This is a genomic window from Streptomyces sp. NPDC127197 (assembly GCF_042672405.1).
GTDB classification, from domain to species: Bacteria; Actinomycetota; Actinomycetes; order Streptomycetales; family Streptomycetaceae; genus Streptomyces; species Streptomyces flavusporus.
On the sequence record NZ_JBHXVG010000003.1, the window covers coordinates 419,553 to 435,851 of the forward strand.

At 71.9% G+C, this 16,299-nt stretch carries 14 protein-coding genes and 1 riboswitch; of the genes, 9 read left to right on the forward strand and 5 right to left on the reverse strand.

Annotated features, from left to right (window positions below; genetic code table 11):
* Window positions 1–54: 54 nt before the first annotated feature.
* The 4 genes from ACFVJQ_RS07070 (at window position 55) to ACFVJQ_RS07085 (ending at window position 5,108) form a co-directional block, all read left to right on the forward strand.
* On the forward strand, window positions 55–2,022 hold the full coding sequence (locus ACFVJQ_RS07070; protein WP_385511358.1) for a nitrate- and nitrite sensing domain-containing protein: 1,968 nt from the start codon (window positions 55–57) through the stop codon (window positions 2,020–2,022).
* Window positions 2,023–2,029: 7 nt separating this feature from the next.
* On the forward strand, window positions 2,030–2,410 hold the full coding sequence (locus tag ACFVJQ_RS07075; protein ID WP_224733846.1) for a DUF742 domain-containing protein: 381 nt from the start codon (window positions 2,030–2,032) through the stop codon (window positions 2,408–2,410).
* A 164-nt stretch (window positions 2,411–2,574) separates the two neighbouring features.
* Window positions 2,575–3,363 carry a carbon-nitrogen hydrolase family protein gene (locus ACFVJQ_RS07080; protein ID WP_385511356.1) on the forward strand — a complete coding sequence of 263 codons (789 nt, stop codon included), beginning with the start codon at window positions 2,575–2,577 and terminating at the stop codon, window positions 3,361–3,363.
* A gap of 47 nt (window positions 3,364–3,410) precedes the next feature.
* Window positions 3,411–5,108 (forward strand): flavin monoamine oxidase family protein, encoded by a 1,698-nt coding sequence (locus ACFVJQ_RS07085; protein ID WP_385511355.1) that lies wholly within the window; start codon window positions 3,411–3,413, stop codon window positions 5,106–5,108.
* Window positions 5,109–5,112: 4 nt separating this feature from the next.
* Here ACFVJQ_RS07085 and ACFVJQ_RS07090 read toward each other — a convergent pair whose 3' ends face one another.
* A complete protein-coding gene (locus ACFVJQ_RS07090; protein ID WP_385781544.1) occupies window positions 5,113–6,042 on the reverse strand; it encodes an LLM class F420-dependent oxidoreductase in 930 nt (309 codons plus the stop codon).
* Window positions 6,043–6,129: 87 nt separating this feature from the next.
* On the reverse strand, window positions 6,130–6,816 hold the full coding sequence (locus ACFVJQ_RS07095; protein WP_385781547.1) for a DUF5995 family protein: 687 nt from the start codon (window positions 6,814–6,816) through the stop codon (window positions 6,130–6,132).
* A 192-nt stretch (window positions 6,817–7,008) separates the two neighbouring features.
* On the opposite strand from ACFVJQ_RS07095, the gene ACFVJQ_RS07100 reads away from it, so the two are divergent.
* The gene (locus ACFVJQ_RS07100; RefSeq protein WP_385781656.1) at window positions 7,009–8,139 is read left to right on the forward strand and encodes a glycoside hydrolase family 6 protein; all 1,131 of its coding nucleotides are present in this window, start codon (window positions 7,009–7,011) and stop codon (window positions 8,137–8,139) included.
* Here the strand turns inward: ACFVJQ_RS07100 and ACFVJQ_RS07105 are convergent.
* Together ACFVJQ_RS07105 and ACFVJQ_RS07110 are read right to left on the reverse strand one after the other, a co-directional pair.
* On the reverse strand, window positions 8,121–9,512 hold the full coding sequence (locus tag ACFVJQ_RS07105; protein WP_385511351.1) for a uracil-xanthine permease family protein: 1,392 nt from the start codon (window positions 9,510–9,512) through the stop codon (window positions 8,121–8,123). The two genes, ACFVJQ_RS07100 and ACFVJQ_RS07105, sit on opposite strands and share 19 nt — an antisense overlap.
* 101 nt (window positions 9,513–9,613) lie before the next feature.
* Window positions 9,614–10,825 carry an MFS transporter gene (locus tag ACFVJQ_RS07110; RefSeq protein ID WP_224733840.1) on the reverse strand — a complete coding sequence of 404 codons (1,212 nt, stop codon included), beginning with the start codon at window positions 10,823–10,825 and terminating at the stop codon, window positions 9,614–9,616.
* A 128-nt stretch (window positions 10,826–10,953) separates the two neighbouring features.
* On the opposite strand from ACFVJQ_RS07110, the gene ACFVJQ_RS07115 reads away from it, so the two are divergent.
* Window positions 10,954–12,153, forward strand: coding sequence for an ROK family transcriptional regulator (locus ACFVJQ_RS07115; protein WP_385511349.1), 1,200 nt, complete (start codon window positions 10,954–10,956; stop codon window positions 12,151–12,153).
* On the opposite strand, the gene ACFVJQ_RS07120 is transcribed toward ACFVJQ_RS07115, so the two are convergent.
* On the reverse strand, window positions 12,150–12,905 hold the full coding sequence (locus ACFVJQ_RS07120; protein WP_385511347.1) for an SDR family oxidoreductase: 756 nt from the start codon (window positions 12,903–12,905) through the stop codon (window positions 12,150–12,152). The genes ACFVJQ_RS07115 and ACFVJQ_RS07120 overlap by 4 nt on opposite strands.
* 573 nt (window positions 12,906–13,478) lie before the next feature.
* Window positions 13,479–13,609, forward strand: a riboswitch (FMN riboswitch).
* A gap of 148 nt (window positions 13,610–13,757) precedes the next feature.
* Here ACFVJQ_RS07120 and ACFVJQ_RS07125 point away from each other — a divergent pair.
* The 3 genes from ACFVJQ_RS07125 to ACFVJQ_RS07135 are packed head-to-tail and all read left to right on the forward strand — an operon-like array spanning window position 13,758 to window position 16,293.
* The gene (locus ACFVJQ_RS07125; RefSeq protein ID WP_224736636.1) at window positions 13,758–14,360 is read left to right on the forward strand and encodes a riboflavin synthase; all 603 of its coding nucleotides are present in this window, start codon (window positions 13,758–13,760) and stop codon (window positions 14,358–14,360) included.
* Window positions 14,357–14,998, forward strand: coding sequence for a nicotinamide riboside transporter PnuC (locus ACFVJQ_RS07130; protein ID WP_385781552.1), 642 nt, complete (start codon window positions 14,357–14,359; stop codon window positions 14,996–14,998). Before ACFVJQ_RS07125 ends, ACFVJQ_RS07130 begins: the two co-directional genes overlap by 4 nt.
* Entirely contained in the window at window positions 14,995–16,293 is a 1,299-nt protein-coding gene (locus ACFVJQ_RS07135) for a bifunctional 3,4-dihydroxy-2-butanone-4-phosphate synthase/GTP cyclohydrolase II (RefSeq protein WP_385781555.1), read from the forward strand. Before ACFVJQ_RS07130 ends, ACFVJQ_RS07135 begins: the two co-directional genes overlap by 4 nt.
* The last annotated feature ends 6 nt before the right edge of the window (window positions 16,294–16,299 follow it).

Below are 16,299 nucleotides of genomic sequence, written 5' to 3' on the forward strand. Positions count from 1 at the left end.
GGTGGGTAACGAGTGTGTCCAGCCGTCCGACCGTCCTGTCGCCCTGGGGAGACCATGCGCCGGCCCATCGGCCGTCCCACCACCGTGCGTGCCCGGATCGTGGCGCTCGCGGTCGCGCCGGTGATCGCTCTGATGATGCTGTGGAGCTTCGCCATGTGGTCCGTCACCGGCGAACTGCGTGCGCTGATCCGGGTCCAGGGGGTCTACGAGGACTTCGGCACACCGGTGGACACGGCCATCGGGCAGATCCAGATCGAGCGGCGGCTCTCGGCCGCGTACCTGGGCGCCGGGCACCGTACCGACACCGCCGTGGATCTCCTGGAGCAGCAGCGCCGCACCGACCGTGCGGTGAGCGCCATGCGCGACGCGATCCGGGACGGTGACCGCGACCGGCTCTCCGCACGGCAGCGGCAGGTGCTCGACGCCGTCGTGGACTCCGCCGACCAGCTGGAGGCGCTGCGCCAGCGGGTGCTGTCCCGGGACATTTCCTGGGACCGTGCGGTGAGCGAGTACAGCACCCTCGTGGAGCCCGGCTTCGACGTCCAGTCCGCGCTCACCGCCCTGCAGGCCGGGCAGTTGGCGCGGGAGGCGCAGGTCGTCATCGAGCTGGTCCGGGTGCGGGAGTTCGTCTCGCGCGAGGACGCCCTGGTCGCCGGGGCGCGTGCCGCGGGCACCCTCACCGACCGGCAGTACGACACGCTGACCGCGACCATCGAGGACCGCCGGGTCTTCGAGCGGACCTATGTGCCCGACCTGCCGTCCGACTCACGGGCGCTGTTCGAGGAGTTCCGACGCAGCGACCTGCACCGGCAGTTGACCGCGAGCGAGGACGCCCTGCTGCGGGCCGGAGCGGACGGCGCGGGCGAGGCCGTCGCGGCCGGCTCCTGGCGCACCACCACCGACCGGGCCGTCAAGCGGTACATGCTGCTGTGCACCGAGTCGGCCGTGAACTCCGCCGAACGCGGACGGGCGTTCGCCTACCGGGAGTTGGCCAAGGCGGTCGCCGTCGGTGTGGTGGGCCTCGCGGCCGTGGGCCTGTCGCTGTGGCTGGCGGTGCGCGGCGCCCGGCGCATCTCCCGCCGCCTGGAGACGCTGAGGGATGCCGCCGATCTGCTGACTGCACACCAACTGCCTGACGTGATGGAGCGGTTGAGCGCCGGAGAGGACGTGGACGCCGCCACCGAGGCACCACCGCTCGCCGACGGGGAGGCGGGCGACGACGAGATCGGGCAGGTCGGCCGGTCCTTCAACGCCGCACGGCTCGCGGCCGTCGAGGCCGCCGTCCGGCAGGCCACGCTGCGCCGGGGCATGTCCGCGGTGCTGCTGAACATCGCCCGGCGCAACCAGGCGCTCGTACACCGGCAGTTGAAGCTCGTCGACACGCTGGAGCGGCGGACCCACGATCCGGACGTTCTTCAGGAGCTGTTCCGCATCGACCACCTCACCACCCGGATGCGACGCCACGCGGAAAGCCTGATCATTCTCTCCGGCGCGGCCCCTGGCCGCCGATGGCGGCGCCCGGTGCCCCTCGCCGACGTCGTGTCCTCCGCGGTGAGCGAGATCGAGGACTACGCGCGCGTGGAGGTGCCCCCGATGGAGCCGGTGGGCGTCGCCGCGGACGCCGTCGCGGACGTCGTGCACCTGATCGCCGAGCTCGTCGAGAACGCCACCATGTTCTCGCCGCCGCACACCCGGGTCACCATGCGCACCGGGCGGGCGGCTCGCGGCGGTTTCGTCCTGGAGATAGACGACCGGGGCCTGGGCCTCGCCGCCGACCAGCTGGCTCAGGCCCACCGCACCCTCACCCGCCCCGACGACTTCGACCCCACCCGGCACGACCGGCTCGGCCTCTACGTCGTGGGCAGACTCGCCGTCCGGCACGGCATCCAGGTCACCCTGAGCGGATCGCCGTACGGCGGCACGACGGCGGCGGTGCTGCTGCCGGAGGGGGTGCTCGCGCCGCTGGAGGCGGAGGAGGCCGACACCGCCGTACGGTCGGCCGCCGGCACCGACGATCCCTGAGCCAGCCGTGACCGACGACCACTGGTACGAGGACGAGACCGGGTCGATGGTGCGCCCCTACATGGTGACGCGCGGCCGGACCCGGCCCTCCGGCCGTCACACCGTCGACCTGATGTCGCAGGTCACCGCAGTGGAAGCGGACGAGGGACGGCCGGGCCTCGACCACGCCCGCGCCTCGCTGCTCGACCTCGTGCGCCGTGGCCCCCGGCCGGTCGTCGAGCTCGCCGCCGACGCCGACCTGCCCCTGACCGTCGTACGGGTGCTGCTCGGCGATCTGGCCGAGGCCGGTCTGGTGCGCATCGACGAGCCGCGGTGGCCGGCGGCGGGCGGCCCGGCCACGGACCCGGAGCTGCTGCGGGAGATCGTGGCGCGGCTGCGCGAACTGTGACCGGCTCGCCCGAACCGGGCCGCGCAACGAATCGCCGCCCCGCCCCGAACGGACGCAACGATCGGCTCACCGGCGCGCAACGGCTCCTCCTTGTCCCGTGGAACCCCCCGCCCGTACCGTCTACGTGGCCCCCACATCCATCCCCGTACCGGTGAGGATCACGCATGCGCACCGCCCTGCTCCAGAGCTCCGGCCGCCCCGGCTCGACCGTCGAGAACCTCAAGGTCCTCGACGAGGCCGCGGGGCGCGCCGCCGCCGCGGGCGCCGCGCTGCTGGCCGCGCCGGAGATGTTCCTGACCGGCTACGCGATCGGCGACGACATCGCCCGCCTCGCCGAGCCCGCCGACGGCGATGCCGCCGACGCGATCGCCGACATCGCGTCCCGGCACGGCCTGGCCATCGCATACGGGTACCCGGAGCGCTCCTCGGATGCGGTGTACAACTCCGCCCAGCTGATCTCCGCCGACGGCACCCGCCTCGCCAACTACCGCAAGACCCACCTCTTCGGCTGCTTCGAGCGCGACCACTTCACCCCGGGCGACCAGCCGGTCGTCCAGGCCGAGCTGAACGGTCTGCGGGTCGGCCTGATGATCTGCTACGACGTGGAGTTCCCGGAGAACGTCCGGGCCCACGCCCTCGCCGGCACCGACCTGCTGCTGGTGCCGACCGCGCAGATGCACCCCTTCCAGTTCGTCGCCGAGTGCGTCGTCCCGGTACGCGCCTTCGAGAACCAGATGTACGTCGCGTACGTCAACCGGGTCGGCCAGGAGGGGGAGTTCGAGTTCGTCGGGCTCTCGACCCTCGCCGGGCCCGACGGGATCGCCCGCACCCGCGCCGGGCGCGGTGAGGAACTCGTCCTCGCCGATGTCGACCCCGCTTTCCTCGCCGCATCCCGCGAGGCGAACCCGTACCTGAAGGACCGCCGCCCCGGTCTCTACGGGTCCCTCGTCTGAACCCCCTCAGCTTCCCCAGCACTTCCCGCGCAAGGAGTCCGTACCCCATGACGTCCACCGTGCCCAACGCCGTCGAGCACGCAGACGAGCAGCAGCCGCCGATCACCATGTTCGGCCCGGACTTCCCGTACGCCTACGACGACTTCCTCGCCCACCCGGCGGGCCTCGGCCAGATACCCGCGACCGAGCACGGCACCGAGGTCGCGGTCATCGGCGGCGGCCTGTCCGGCATCGTGGCCGCGTACGAGCTGATGAAGATGGGCCTCAAGCCGGTCGTCTACGAGGCCGACCGGATCGGCGGACGGTTGCGGACCGTCGGCTTCGACGGCTGCGACCCGTCGCTGACCGCCGAGATGGGCGCCATGCGCTTCCCGCCGTCCTCCACGGCCCTCCAGCACTACATCGACCTGGTGGGACTCGAGACCCGCCCGTTCCCCAACCCGCTGGCCGAGGCGACCCCGTCCACCGTCGTCGACCTCAAGGGCGAGTCGCACTACGCCGAGACGATCGACGACCTGCCGCAGGTCTACCGGGACGTGGCTCAGGCCTGGAACAAGTGTCTGGAGGAGGGCGCCGACTTCTCCGACATGAACCGGGCGATGCGCGAGCGCGACGTCCCGCGCATCCGCGAGATCTGGGCGAAGCTCGTCGAGAAGCTGGACAACCAGACCTTCTACGGCTTCCTCTGCGACTCCGAGGCCTTCAAGTCCTTCCGGCACCGCGAGATCTTCGGCCAGGTCGGCTTCGGCACCGGCGGCTGGGACACCGACTTCCCCAACTCCATCCTGGAGATCCTGCGGGTCGTCTACACCGAGGCCGACGACCACCACCGCGGCATCGTCGGCGGTTCCCAGCAGCTGCCGCTGCGCCTGTGGGAGCGCGAGCCGGAGAAGATCGTGCACTGGCCGTACGGCACCTCGCTGGCCACGCTGCACGAGGGCGGTGAGCCCCGTCCGGCGGTCACCCGGCTCCACCGCACCGCCGGCAACCGGATCACCGTGACGGATGCGAACGGCGACATCCGCACCTACCAGGCGGCGATCTTCACCGCCCAGTCCTGGATGCTGCTGTCGAAGATCGCCTGCGACGACTCGCTCTTCCCGATCGACCACTGGACCGCGATCGAGCGGACTCACTACATGGAGTCCTCGAAGCTCTTCGTCCCGGTCGACCGGCCGTTCTGGCTGGACAAGGACGAGGAGACCGGCCGGGACGTCATGTCGATGACCCTCACCGACCGCATGACGCGCGGGACCTACCTCCTCGACGACGGTCCCGACAAGCCCGCCGTGATCTGCCTGTCGTACACCTGGTGCGACGACAGCCTGAAGTGGCTGCCGCTGTCCGCGAACGAGCGGATGGAGGTCATGCTGAAGTCGCTCGGCGAGATCTATCCCAAGGTCGACATCCGCAAGCACATCATCGGCAACCCGGTGACGGTCTCCTGGGAGAACGAGCCCTACTTCATGGGCGCGTTCAAGGCCAACCTGCCCGGCCACTACCGCTACCAGCGGCGCCTGTTCACGCACTTCATGCAGGACCGGCTGCCCGAGGACAAGCGGGGCATCTTCCTCGCCGGCGACGACATCTCCTGGACGGCCGGCTGGGCCGAGGGCGCCGTCCAGACCGCACTCAACGCGGTCTGGGGCGTCATGCACCACTTCGGCGGCACCACCGACCCGACCAACCCCGGCCCCGGCGACCGCTACGACGAGATCGCGCCGGTGGAACTCCCCGAGGACTAGCAGGCTAGATTCCGGCCGCTCGCGCCCTCTCGTACACCTGGGCGGCGACGTCCTTGAGTTCCTGGGCGTCCCGCACGGTGGACTGGAGGTCGAGGAGGATCTCCTCGAGGCCGACCTCGGCGTGCGCGACCAGGTCCTCGAGGATCTGGTCGACGTTGCCCTGGAAGGGGCTGCGGTCGGGGCCGTCGTACGCCGCGGCCGTGTACTGCGGGTTCACCCGCAGCACCGTGCGGATCGGCTCCTTACGGCCGCGCTCGGCCGCCAGGTCCTGCAGCTGACGCCACTGCGCGGCGACGGCCTCGGCGCCCATGCCCACCGGCATCCAGCCGTCGGCGTGGTCGACGAGGCGGCGCCGCGCCCTCGGGGTGTTCGCCGCCAGCAGGATCGGGATCGGCCGGGCCGGCTTGGGGCCGACCACGGCCGAGGCGATCTTCGTGACGCGCCCGTCGTACGACACCGGGTCCGGACCCCACACCGCGCGGCACACCCCGATCAGCTCGTCCAGCATCTGCCCGCGTTCCTCGAACGGCCGCACCGACGCAGCCGCGTACTCGTCGAGGGACCAGCCCGTGCCGAAGCCGGCGACCACCCGGCCGCCGCTCGCCGCGTCCAGCGAGGCCAGCGCCTTGGCGAGCTGGAACGGCACGTGCAGCGGCGCCACCAGCACGCTGGTGCCCAGCTCGGCGCGCTCGGTGGCCGCGGCCGCCAGGGTGAGCGTGACCAGCGGGTCGGCCACGCCCCGGTAGGAGTCGGGCCAGGGGAGCCCCTCGATGCCGTACAGGCCCTGGGTGGCGGGCTCCGGGAACAGAGCCCGCTCGTACACCCACAGGCTGTCGTAGCCGGTCCGCTCGGCGGCGCGCGCCACGTCGGGCACGTCCCGTCCGAGGTCGTACTGCCTGTTCTGCGGGAGGCCGAGTCCGAGGCGGGTCGCCATGCCCTGTGCTCCTTTGCAAGAGGTCCTTTTCTGTCGAACGTACAGCGGTCACACAGGAGTTCCGGCGCACGGCACGGCCCAGGCGGATCAGTCCGGCAGTGGGGTGAGCATCATCCGTCCCGCCAGGCCCACCGCCGCGTCGAGGCGGTCGGTGAACTCCCGGGCGACGTCCGGGAGCCGGCGCAGCGCCCACAGGGCCCGTGCCGTCGACCAGGTGGCGTCCCTGGCGCGCTCCAGGCTCCAGGCGCCCAGCAGATGGGTGAGCGGGTCGGCGATCTGCAGCAGGTCCGGACCCGGCATCAGATCTTCGCGGATGCGCTCCTCCAGCGTCACGAGGAGGTCGCCCACGCGGTCGAACTCGTCCTCCAGCTCGCCGGGTTCGCAGTCGAGCGTACGACAGGCGTCCACGACGGCGAGCGCGAGGTCGTGCCCGATGTGCGCGTTGATGCCCGCGAGCGCGAACTGCAGCGGTCGTACGCCGGGATGGCGACGGTACTGGAAGAGGGGCCGCCAGCAGGCGGGCGGGCGGCGCTCCTCGGCGGCCGCGTCGACCGCCGCCAGATAGCGTTCCGCGAACCGCACGTCCAGCGTGATCGCGGCCCGCGGGTCCGGGAACCGTCCGGCGTCGATGCGCCGGTCGACGGCCTCGGTGACGGCGAGGTAGACGCGGTTGAAGACCGCGACCCCGTCCCGCGCCGGAAGGGCCGCGTCCAGCGCGTGCATCCGGGCGACCACCGTGTCGACGGGAGTGGGGAACTGTTCCAACTGCGTCATGGGGGCAGGGTCCCAGTCCTAGGCTTGCCCGAGTGCCGACGGGCCCGACGCTTCCCCGGAACGGGGGAACGCGCCCGTCGCGCGGGGCCGAGAACGGGCCGAAGAGGGGGGAGCAGCACCGTGTCAGGCTTACGTGCCCGGCGCCTGGCCGCTCGCAGGGCCGAGCGCCGTCGCGCCGCCCGGCGGGGCGCCATGGTGGCGGCGGCTTCCGTCGTGGTCGCGGTCGGTACGGTCACCGGCGTGCTGACCGCGTGGGACGACGGGGACGGTTCGGACCAGGCGCGGCCGTCGCCGACCGGGTCCGCCTCGACGCGTCTGGAGCGCCTGCCGGTCGTGCCGTCGCCGCCGGTGACACCTTCTCCTTCGCCGCCTCCGTCTGCATCCGCATCCGCGACCAAGAAGGAGACACCCACGCCCTCGCCCAGCCGGACCGAACGGGAGCAGCGGACCGCCACCGTGCACACCCGGCTCTACCGCCACCCCGAGTCCCAGGTCCTCGACTGGGTCCGGGCCAACCCGGACGACCCGCGCCGCCCGGTCATCGAATCCCGTATCGCCGACCAGCCGGCCTCGGTGTGGTTCGCCGACTTCACGCCCGCGACCATCACCTCCCGGGTCGCGGCCGTCACCTCCGGCGCCGCTGCGCAGGGCCGGGTGCCGGTCGTCGTGGTGTACGCCATCCCGGACCGCGACTGCGGCGGCCACTCCCAGGGCGGAGCGCCGGACCTTGCGGCGTACGACGCGTGGATCGACCGATTCGCCGCCGGGCTGGGCTCGGACGACGTCATCGTCATCCTGGAGCCCGACTCCGTCGCCCAGGCGGGCTGTCTCTCCGCCGGTGACCGCGCCGACCGCTTCGCCTCCCTGGCCCGCGCGGGCCGCGTCCTCAAGGCCGCCAACCCCAGGGCGCGGGTCTACCACGACGCAGGCCACTCCGGCTGGCACCCGGCCGCCGAGCAAGCGGCGCTGCTGAAACAGGCCGGCGCGGCCTCACCCGCCTCCTCCGACGGCATCTTCAGCAACGTCTCCAACTTCCACCGCACGGCCGACGAGATCGCCTACGACCGACAGGTGCTGGACGCCCTGGGCGGCCCGGCCGGCCTCGGCGCCGTGATCGACACCAGCCGCAACGGCAACGGCGCCCCGGCCGACGGCGAATGGTGCGATCCGGCGGGACGGAAGATCGGCCGGGCGCCGACCATGAACACCGGCGAGGAGCGGATCGACGCCTACCTGTGGGTGAAGCTGCCGGGGGAGTCGGACGGGTGCAAGGGGAGGCCCGGCACCTTCACACCGTCGTACGCCTACGACTTGGCGCGCTGAGCCGCCTCGTCGTAGCGGGACGTGCCCTCGTCCAACAGCGGGGCCTGCGTCTTGAGGTGGGCGGGGGCGAAGGCTCGCAGCGCGTGGTAGCCGGTGATGACGACGAGCGTGCCCAGCGCGATGCCGCTCAGCGAGAAGGTGTCGGTGAACTCCAGGGAGACATTGCCGACGCCGATGATGATGCCCGCCGCGGCCGGCACCAGGTTGAGCGGATTGCGCAGGTCCACCTTGGCGTTGATCCAGATCTGGGCGCCGAGCAGGCCGATCATGCCGTACAGGATGACGGTGATACCGCCGAGCACCCCGCCCGGGATCGCGGCCACCACCGCGCCGAACTTCGGGCAGAGACCGAAGAGCAGCGCGAAGCCCGCGGCGGCCCAGTAGGCGGCCGTCGAGTAGACGCGGGTCGCCGCCATCACACCGATGTTCTCGGAGTACGTGGTGTTGGGCGGGCCGCCGACCGCGGTGGAGAGCATCGAGCCGACGCCGTCGGCGGAGATCGCCGTACCGAGCTTGTCGTCCAGGGGGTCGCCGGTCATCTCGCCGACCGCCTTGACGTGGCCCGCGTTCTCGGCGACCAGCGCGATGACGACCGGCAGCGCGACCAGGATCGCCGACCACTCGAAGGACGGCCCGTGGAAGGTGGGCAGGCCGATCCAGTCGGCCTGGCCGACGCCGGAGAGGTCCAGGCGCCAGTGGTCGGTGAGCTTGCCGCTCGCGTCCACCGAGTGGATCCTGCCGAAGATCCGGTCGAAGGCCCAGGAGATGCCGTAGCCGAAGACCAGACCGAGGAAGATCGCGATGCGCGACCAGAAGCCACGCAGACAGACGACGGCCAGGCCGGTGAACAGCATCACCAGCAGGGCCGTCCACTGGTCCTGCGGCCAGTACGTGGACGCCGTGACCGGAGCGAGGTTGAAGCCGATCAGCATCACCACCGCGCCGGTGACGATCGGCGGCATCGCCGCATGGATGATCCGCGCCCCGAACCGCTGCACCGCCAGACCCACGAGGAACAGCGCGACGCCGACGACGAAGACCGCGCCCGTCACGGTGGCGCTCGTACCGCCCTGCGCGCGGATCACCGCGGCGACGCCCACGAAGGACAGGGAGCAGCCGAGGTAGCTGGGTACCCGGCCGCGGGTCGCGAGCAGGAACACGATCGTCGCGACGCCCGACATCATGATCGCCAGGTTGGGGTCCAGGCCCATGAGGACCGGCGCCACGAAGGAGGCCCCGAACATCGCCACCACGTGCTGGGCGCCGAGCCCGGCCGTGCGCGGCCAGGACAGCCGCTCATCGGGCCGGACCACCGCGCCGGGTGCGGGGGTGCGTCCGTCGCCGTGCAGTTTCCAGCGGACGCCGAGATCCATGTGAGGTGTCGCTTTCGTTGTGCGTGCAGTCCGTCCGGACCATTGTCAGGGCAGGCCGGGAGTGCTTCGCACACGTGAGCGCCCGCTGAGGCCGAGTGATTTCAGGGCCGCGGGTCGGGCACTGCTGCGCTCGGCGGACCGACCTTCGGGCGGTCCCGGTCGCCCGAGCGCAGGACGCCCGCGAAGGCCGTGAGCCCGCACGACAGGACGGTCACCAGGCCGAACGACACCACCAGGCTCGTCGCCTGTGCGAGGGAGCCGATCGCACTCGGGGCGATCAGGCCGGAGGTGTACGTGATGGTGGCCACACCGGCGATGGCTTGGCTGGGGTTCGGCCCGCTGCGGCCCGCCGCCGCGAAGCACAGCGGGACGACCACCGCGATGCCCAGACCCATCAGGGCGAACCCGGCCATCGCCACCGCAGGATGGTCGGCGACGACGATCAACAGCCCGCCGAGGGTCGCGAGGACACCGCTCCAGCGGACCGTGCGCACGGAGCCGAAACGGTCCACCACACGGTCGCCCGCGAGCCGGGCGAGCGCCATGGTGAGCGTGAAGCCGGTCGTGCAGGCGGCCGCGAGCCCTGCCGAGCTCCCCAGCTCGTCCTCCAGATAGACGGCCGACCAGTCGAGGCTCGCCCCCTCCGCGAACACCGCGCAGAACCCGACCGCGCCGATCAGCACCGCCGACTTCGGCGGCAGCGCGAACCGCGGCGGCGGTTCCTCGTCCTCGGTCGGCTGCAGGTCCAGCACCCAGTGGCACGCCACCAGGCCCAGCAGGGTCAGGACCGCGGCCGCCAGAGCGTGATGCAGGCGGGCGTCCGAACCCAGGTGCGCGGCGAGCGTGCCGCCGGCCGAGCCGACCAGCGCGCCCGCGCTCCACATGCCGTGCAGGCCGGACATGATCGACTTGCCGAGACGGTTCTCGACCTCCACGCCGAGCGCGTTCATGGCGACGTCCGCCATGCCCGCCGTGGCGCCGTAGACGAACAGGGCCAGGCAGAGCGTGAGCAGGTTGGGCGAGAGGGACGGCAGGATCAGCGCCAGCGTCCACAGGGAGAGCAGTCCGCGCAGCGCGGTGCGGGCGCCGAAGCGGTGGCTGATCCGGCCCGCGAGCGGCATCGCGACGGACGCCCCGAGCGCCGGGAAGGCCAGCGCGAGGCCCAACTGGCCCGCGCTCACCGAGGCGTGGTCCTGGATCCACGGCACGCGGGTCGCGAAGGAGCCGGTGACGGCGCCGTGCACGGCGAACACGGCGGCCACGGCGTACCGTGCGCGCTTCACCTCGCGGTGCTCGTGGACCACGTCACTCATGTTCCTGCCCCTTGTCGCGTCTCGGCCTCGCCTTGTCCGCCGCGTAAACTATCAGGGACCCTGCCTGATAGATAGGGGATTCCGGCGGCCGTACGTCGTGCGGCCCCGCCGTCTGGAAGGATCCCGGCATGCCCGCAACCCCCAGCACCGCCCGGGCCATCAACGACCGGCTCGCCCTGCGACTGCTGCAGCAGGAGGGCCCGTTGACGGCGGGGCAGTTGAAGCAGCTGACCGGGCTGTCCCGGCCGACCGTCGCCGACCTCGTCGAACGCCTCACCGCCTCCGGTCTGATCGCCGTGGTCGGGGAGGCGGGGGAACAGCGGCGCGGACCCAACGCCAAGCTCTACGGGATCGTCGCCGACCGGGCCTACCTGGCCGCGCTCGACGTGCGCACCGAGGGCGTCTCCGTGGTCGTGTCCGACCTGCTCGGCCGGGTGCTCGCCGAGGCGTCCGTGCCGATCGACGGTGCCACGGGGACCGGGCCCGCGGTGGAGCAGGCGGTCGCCCTCGTCGAACGCGTGGCGAAAGAGGCGGGCGCCGACCAACTGCACACCCTCGGCATCGGCGCCCCCGGCCTGATCGACCCGGCCACCGGCGAACTCCGTGACTCCTCCGGCCTGCCCGAGTGGCACCGCCGCCTGGTCGCCGCCCTGCAGGAACGGCTCCCCGACGCCCGCGTCATCGTCGAGAACGAGACCAACCTCGCCGCTCTGGCCGAGCAGCGGGACGGTGCGGCCCGGGACCGGGACACGTTCGTGCTGCTGTGGCTCGGCCACGGCACCGGTGCCGCGGTGGTCCTGGACGGGTCGCTGCGCCGCGGGGCCTCCGGCGGCACCGGAGAGATCGGGTTCCTTCCGGTGCCGGGGACGGCCGGCCTGCCCTCTGCCACCGACTGCGAGGGCGGCTTTCACTCCCTGGCCGGGTCGGCGGCGATCGCCCGGCTGGCGGGGGAGCACGGGGTGGTCGGCTCGGCGGGGGGTGGTGAGCCGGTGGCAGCGGCGTTGGTGCGGGACGCGGTGGCGGCCGTGTCCTCCGGCGTTTCCGCCGCCGCCCCCTTCCTCGACGCCCTCGCGGACCGCCTGACCGTCGGCGTCGCCTCCGTCGTCGCCGTCCTGGACCCCGGTTGTGTGGTGCTCGGCGGTGAGGTGGGACAGGCCGGGGGTGACGTCCTCGCCGGGCGGGTCGAGCAGCGGCTGCGGCGGATGTCGCCGCTGGCCACGGAGGTGCGGGCCGGTGCCCTGGGCGGCGGCGCGGTGCTGCGCGGCGCGCTGCTGACCGCACGCGACCGGGCCCAGGACGAACTGTTCGCTCCCCCGGACCGGCCTTAGGCCCCGCGTCCTGCACCGAAGCGTGTCGCCAGGTACTCCTCGAACGTGCCCTTCCCCACGGCCCGTTCCGGCGTGAGATGGCCGCCGTTGCGGAAGCCGCGGTACGCCTTGCCCCACAGCGGCACGCTCACCACCGCCCGACGCCGGCCCGTGGCCTTGAGATAGGTGCGGGCCAGCGAGTCGAAGGTCCTCACCTCGGGGCCGCCCATGTCCTCGACCCGTCCCGCGGGCGCCCCCGCCGCCAGCTCCGCGAGCCGGCCCGCGACCTCCGCGACCTCGATCGGCTGGTCGTTCACGCCGGCCGGCAGCAGCATGACAGGCGGCTTGGCCAGAATGTCGAACACCTGGGCCAGCAGGTCGTGGAACTGGGTCGTGCGCAGTACGGTCCAGCCCAGTCCCGACTCCTCGATCAGCCGCTCCACGGCGAGCTTGGTCTTGTAGTAACCGAACGGCACCCGGTCGATCCCGACGATCGAGATGTAGACCAGGTGGCCCACGCCGGCCCGGCGCGCCGCCGCGATCAGATGCGCGCCCGCCTCCTCGTCGCCGCCGCGCGGCGAGGTCGCGCAGTGCACGATCGTGTCCACGCCCTCGACGGCCGCGTCCAGACCGCTGCCCCCCTCACGCAGATCGACCGCGTACGGCTGCGCATGCCGACTGAGCACCCGCACCTCGTGCCCGTCCGCGCGCAACCGCTCGGTGAGGATCCGGCCGAGCGTCCCGGTACCGCCGGTCACCAGGATCGTGGTCATGCTGTTCAGCTCCTTCGGACGCCGTGCGCTCCCAGGTGGAGCGCCCTTCGTCAGCTGTGCCCCGGTAGCCCTCGGGAAATGTGACAACCGCGCCGGGGACGATCAGGCACGCGTGAGCCGACCTCGTACACATTCCAGCTTGTCCGGATTCACCACGGCCCGCAGGTCGGCGATCAGCCCCTCGCGCAGCTCGACCGACACCACCGCGACCAGCGTGTCGCCCGCCCGGACGGATCACCGTCCCGGGGACCAGCATCGCCATGCACACGGCGTCGCGCTGCTCGGCCGACTCCAGGGGGTCACCCTGCCAGGACACGTGCGTGCGCCTTGGCGAGGCCCGGCGGCGGGCAAGGGCCGTCGTCACCGCCGCCGGGGCCCGCTGGCGCAGACCCCAGAGAGGACTAGACCAGTGCGTCAATAGGTATAAACCAATTTCCAAACCGATGCGGTCATACGGGAGTTGGTGCCCGTTCGCCTGGTCGAGAAGTCCAGTGACGTGACCTGTGAGCGAACCCACACCCATCGCCCGTATGGACGTCGATCCGGCGTGGCACACTTGCCCTGTACCAGAAGCAGCGCACTCCGGGGTCGGTGAAAGTCCGAACCGGCGGTTACAGTCCGCGACCCGGTCGCTTCCAGCGGCCGGTTGACCAGGTGAAATTCCTGGACCGACGGTTAAAGTCCGGATGGGAGGCAGTGCGCGGCGGGCGGGCATTCGTGCGCGCCGCCGTATCGGCTCGTCCAGTGAGGGCGGGTTCTGTCCGGCGTCGCCCTCGGTGCCACAGCCCGTACATTCTGTCGTCCAGCGACAGCCCCGGAGTCCGTGCCCGAAGAGGCAGGAGGACCCGGGAAGTGTTCACCGGAATCGTCGAAGAGCTGGGCGAGGTCACCGCCGTCGAGAACCTCGGCGACGCCTCCCGCTTCCGGCTGCGCGGCCCCGTCGTCACCGAGGGCGCGAAGCACGGCGACTCCATCGCCGTCAACGGTGTCTGTCTCACGGTCGTCGACCACGAAGGCGACGAGTTCACCGCCGACGTCATGGCCGAGACCCTCGACCGCTCCAGCCTCGGCGTCCTCACCGTCGGCTCCCGCGTCAACCTCGAACGCCCCACCGCCGTGGGCGCCCGCCTCGGCGGGCACATCGTGCAGGGCCATGTCGACGGCACCGGCACCGTCCTGGAACGCAAGCCGTCCGAGAACTGGGAGATCGTGAAGGTCTCGCTCCCCGCGGACCTCGCGCGCTATGTCGTCGAGAAGGGCTCCATCACCGTCGACGGCATCAGCCTCACCGTCGTCGAAGCGGGCTCCGACCACTTCACCGTCAGCCTGATCCCCACCACCCTCGCCCTGACCACCCTCGGTCTGAAGCAGCCCGGCGACCCGGTCAACCTCGAGGTCGACGTCATCGCCAAGTACGTCGAGCGGCTCCTGGGCGCCCAGGGGGCGGCCCAGTGAACTGGCTCAACTCCGAGGCGTTCGTCCTCTTCGGCCAGCACATCATCTGGTCGGACATGGTCGGCAACGTCCTCGGCCTCATCACCCTCGCCCTCGGCTGGCGGCGCTCCCTGTGGACCTGGCCGGTGCAGTTCCTGTCCGGCCTCGTCCTCTTCACGGCGTTCTACGGCCACCTCACCGGCAGCGCCGGCAAGCAGGTCGTCGTCATGGCCGTCGCGCTGTACGGCTGGTGGCAGTGGAACCGCGGCAAGGGCCGGGCCGCGGACGGCCGCATCTCCGTACGCTTCGCCACCTGGCGCGAGCGCGGCGCGATGATCGCCGCGGCCGCCGTCGGCACGGTCGCCGTGGCCCTGCTCTTCACCGCCTACCCGACCCTGTCCTGGGACCCCTGGCCGGACGCCTACATCTTCGTCGGCACCATCGTCGCCATGTACGCCCAGGCGCGCGGGATGGTCGAGTTCTGGTTCGCCTGGCTGCTCGTCGACCTGGTCGGCGTGCCCCTCAACTTCGCCAACGGCTACGCCTTTTCCGGCTTCGTCTACGTCATCTACGGCGCACTCGTCCTGTGGGGCATGCGCGACTGGTGGCTGCGCTCCCGCAAGGACGCGCGGCCCGTCCTGGAAGGAGCGCCGGCATGAGCACGGCCCCGATCCTCTACAGCACCGACTACACCGACGACAGCGACGACCTCACCCTCGACCCGATCGAGCAAGCCATCGCCGACATCGCGGCCGGCCGCCCGGTCGTGGTCGTCGACGACGAGGACCGGGAGAACGAGGGCGACCTTGTCATCGCCGCCGAGAAGGCGACCCCCGAGATCGTCGCCTTCATGATGAGCGAGTGCCGCGGCCTGATCTGCGCCCCCATGGAGGGTGCGGAACTGGACCGGCTGCGCCTCCCGCAGATGGTCGAGGAGAACACCGAGTCGATGAAGACCGCGTTCACGGTCTCCGTGGACGCCTCGGCCGCCCATGGAGTGAGCACCGGGATCTCCGCATCCGACCGGGCGACCACCCTTCAGCTGCTCGCGAGCGGCACGGCAGAGCCCGCCGACCTGGTCCGCCCCGGCCACATCTTCCCGCTGCGCGCCAGGCCCGGCGGCGTGCTGGTCCGCAACGGGCACACGGAGGCCGCCGTCGACCTCGCCCGCCTCGCGGGCCTGCGCCCGGCCGGCGCCATCGTCGAGATCGCCGGCGAGGACGGCCAGATGCTGCGCCTGCCCGAACTCGTCCCGTTCGCCCGCAAGCACGGCCTGACGATCATCTCCATCGAGGACCTGATCGCCTACCGTCGCACCTCCGAGCCCACCGTCCGCCGCGAGGCACAGACGCAGCTCCCCACCGCCCACGGCACCTTCACGGCGTACGGCTACCGCTCCACCGTCGACGGCGTCGAGCACGTCGCCCTGGTGCACGGTGAGATCGGCGACGGCGAGGACGTTGTCGTCCGCGTCCACTCCGAATGCCTCACCGGCGACGTCTTCCACTCCCTGCGCTGCGACTGCGGCCCCCAGCTGGAGACGGCCCTCGAGCGCATCCAGGCCGAGGGCCGGGGAGTCGTCGTCTACCTGCGCGGGCACGAGGGCCGCGGCATCGGGCTGCTGTCGAAGCTCCGGGCGTACGAGCTGCAGGAGCGCGGCCGTGACACCCTCGACGCCAACCTGGAGCTCGGCCTGCCCGCCGACGCCCGGGACTACGCCGCCGGCGCGCAGATCCTGACGGACCTCGGAGTCCGCAGCGTGCGCCTGATGACCAACAACCCCGAGAAGACCGACGCGCTCGTCCGGCACGGCATCGAGGTCACCGACCGCGAGCCGATGCCCGTCCAGGCGGGCGAGCACAACCTCCGCTACCTGCGCACCAAGCGGGACCGGATGGGGCACGACCTGCCGTGGCTGGACACGCCTGCCGTGTCCACCTGCAGCAACCAGTAAGCGAAC